Source organism: Acinetobacter sp. YH12049, assembly GCF_013419875.1.
GTDB classification, from domain to species: domain Bacteria; phylum Pseudomonadota; class Gammaproteobacteria; order Pseudomonadales; family Moraxellaceae; genus Acinetobacter; species Acinetobacter amyesii.
The window spans coordinates 1-3,171 of sequence record NZ_VOZH01000089.1; the positions used below are offsets into that span (position 1 = coordinate 1).

General features: G+C 40.6%; 1 protein-coding gene and 2 pseudogenes. 1 reads left to right on the forward strand and 2 read right to left on the reverse strand.

Going from position 1 to position 3,171, the window contains the following annotated elements; translation table 11 throughout:
* Nucleotides 1-124: 124 nt before the first annotated feature.
* Both FTU05_RS17420 and FTU05_RS17425 read right to left on the reverse strand, forming a co-directional pair.
* Nucleotides 125-388: pseudogene (locus FTU05_RS17420) on the reverse strand (hypothetical protein); the annotation flags it as partial.
* A gap of 89 nt (nucleotides 389-477) precedes the next feature.
* A complete protein-coding gene (locus FTU05_RS17425) occupies nucleotides 478-2,838 on the reverse strand; it encodes a Tex family protein (protein WP_180166181.1) in 2,361 nt (786 codons plus the stop codon).
* A gap of 163 nt (nucleotides 2,839-3,001) precedes the next feature.
* On the opposite strand from FTU05_RS17425, the pseudogene FTU05_RS18015 reads away from it, so the two are divergent.
* Nucleotides 3,002-3,171 (forward strand): annotated as a pseudogene (locus FTU05_RS18015) (IS701 family transposase); the annotation flags it as partial.

Genomic DNA, 3,171 nt, shown 5'->3' on the forward strand with positions numbered 1-3,171 from the left:
GTGGAGCGACAATTGATGTAATTCGAGAATACATCCAAAACCAAGAAAGACCCGACTGAAAAGGCGTGCTATCCATCTCCATCTAAATCACAGATTATAGATGGAGAATTCCGCACATTTAGTTAAATTCAATAACAAAAATTAAATTACGTATCAAAAGAATGTTATCTACGCGCTTACCCATCCGTGGAATAGAGAATTCAAAAAAGATTTCTCCCTCATCTAAAAAATCCAACTGTTGTTTTAAAATCTCAATTTGTTTTAACCAAGCGTTCTTTTGTAAATCTTCCAATGCAAATTCATGCTGTAGTGCCAAAGCCCCCATAATTTCTTGTTCATTTGTATGTATGAATTGTTGCACTGAACCCTGATAATAACTACGTAACATTATGGTCTTCTAAGTTTATTTAAGCTTTGATTGTTTTAATCTTATATAAAAAAACCTCCCAAATGGGAGGTTTTTTTAACAGTTAAAGATTACTTCGAACCTTTAATCCCTGCTTGTAATAACAACGCACCTAAACCACCAATTTTATTTTCTTGTGGTTTCGCTGCTTGAGGTTTTTTATGACCTTGTGGGCGGTCACCTTGCGGACGAGCATGCTGTGGACGTTTCGCATGTGGCTTACGCTCACCTCGTTGTTCTTGCTGTACATTGTCACGACGTGGTTGACGTTGTGATTTCGCTGCAGCAGCACCTTCTGCACGCATAGACAAGTTAACACGGTTACGCTCAACATCGACATTCAAGACACGAACTTGAACAATTTGACCTGGCTTCACGACTTTGTGCGGATCTGCAACAAATTCATTTGCAAGTTCAGAAATATGCACTAAACCGTCTTGGTGTACACCGACATCTACGAATGCACCGAAGTTAGTCACATTCGTAACCACACCTTCAAGCTGTAAACCTTCAGTCAACTGCGCCACTTCAGTGATGTCTTCACGGAATTTCGCCGTGCGAAACTCTGGACGCGGGTCACGGCCTGGTTTTTCAAGTTCAGATAAAACGTCCTGAATCGTTGGTAAACCAAATTGGTCATTCACAAATTCTTCGGCGTTTACTTGGCGAATAATTTCAGTATTACCAATAATATCTTTGACTGTGGTTGCTTTCGCTGCCACAATTTTTTCTACTAAACCATAAGATTCAGGGTGAACAGCAGAAGCATCCAATGGTTCAGAACCATCCTGAATACGTAAGAAACCTGCTGCTTGTTCAAAGGTCCGCTCGCCTAAACGAGGAACTTTTTTCAAACTTTGGCGGTTTTCAAAACGACCATTTTCTTTACGGTAATCCACAATTTGCTGTGCAATTGATTTATTTAAACCCGCGATATAACCCAAGATTGCAGATGATGCAGTGTTGACATCGACACCTACTGAGTTCACACAGTCTTCCACAACCGCTTCTAGCGTTTTTGCCAAACCGGTTTGGTTCACATCATGTTGATATTGACCCACACCAATCGATTTAGGATCAATCTTCACAAGTTCAGCCAATGGATCTTGTAAACGACGTGCAATTGATACTGCACCGCGGATTGATACATCTAAATCTGGCAATTCATTTGACGCCAATTCAGATGCTGAGTAAACCGATGCGCCTGCTTCAGATACTGACACACGAATCAAGTTCAAGTCTGTATTTGCTGCCATCATTTCAGCCACAACAGCTTCAGTTTCACGGCTTGCAGTACCGTTACCAATGGCAATCAGTTCAACATTAAACTCACGGCATAGACGTGCAAGTTCAGCCACTGATCCAGCTTTGTCTTCTTTCGGAGCAAATGGGTAAATCGTGCTATGTGCAAGGACATCACCTGATGCATTCACAACAGCCAATTTCACACCCGTACGGATGCCTGGGTCTACACCCAATGTGCAACGTGCGCCTGCAGGAGCAGAAAGTAATAAATGACGTAGGTTTTCAGCAAAGACATCCATCGCTTCAGCTTCAGCAGCCAAACGTTTTTCAGTCAATAATGAATGTTCAATCGCAGGACGAACTTTACCGAGCCAGAACAATTTTGCAGTTTGTTTTAAGAAATCTGCACGCGCTTGTGGTTGTGCTGTTTCTAAATTGTATTCAGTATCAATACGAGCCAATGGTGCATCATCTTCACCATCGACTTTTAAGCCCAAGACATTTTCTTGACGGCCACGGAGCATCGCCAATAAACGGTGTGAAGGGACTTTATTTAAGCTTTCAGAGAAATCAAAGTAATCACGGAATTTTTTACCGACTTCTTTTTTCTCATCGCTTGCAACTAAACTTTTCAACACTGCAGTTTTCGCAAATGTCGCTTTTAGCTCAGTGGTTAATGCAATATTTTGTGCCCAGTCATCAATTAAAATGTGTTGAATCGCATCTAATTGGCTTTCAACATCAGCATAATCTTCATGACTAAAACCAGCTAAAGCTTCGGTTGGATCAACTGCTTCATTAAAGATTTTTTCAGCGATTGGGCCTAAACCGGCTTCTTTGGCTTTAAATGATTTACTGGTACGTTTTGGACGGTACGGCGCGTAAATCTCTTCTAAAGCATTTTTCGTTTCTGCTGCATTCACTCGAGCAAGTAGGTCATCAGATAACTTGTTTTGTTCTTTTAGAGATTCGATTACCTTTTCACGGCGCTCAAATAAATCACGCAGGTAAGTCAGACGTGTATCGAGCTGACGTAATTGAGTATCGTCCAGACCTTGCGTCACTTCTTTACGGTAACGTGCGATAAATGGAACACTGGCACCTTCATCAATGAGCTTGATGGCAGCTTCAATTTGATTTGGACGTACGGCAATTTCTTTTGCCAACTGCTGAACTAAGTCAGTCATCGTATTAGATCCCTGCAAGGATAAGTTCTAAAAGCCATGATTATAAAGACCAAGACCATAAAATCCACAATTGTTTTTATAAATTTATTCGTGGTTTTTAATGCCAATAGGACTTACGCATTGACTGATTCAAAAAAGTATTAAAATACTTTATAAAGTATCTGTGATCAGACGAATTAAACATGCTTCTACAGCAACTTGTATATTACCCATTTATATGGGCTTTCTCATGACAGAACCGAACTCTATTAGCTGCACACAACTTGCCGAGACTTATAATATCTCGCATGATAGTGTAAATCGCTTTCTAGAGCGTGAAGACTACACACCTCA

What these genes read in the sequence shown, in the direction of transcription:
- FTU05_RS17425 (WP_180166181.1), bottom strand. Translation starts at nt 2,838, where the DNA reads ATGACTGACTTAGTTCAGCAGTTGGCAAAAGAAATTGCCGTACGTCCA.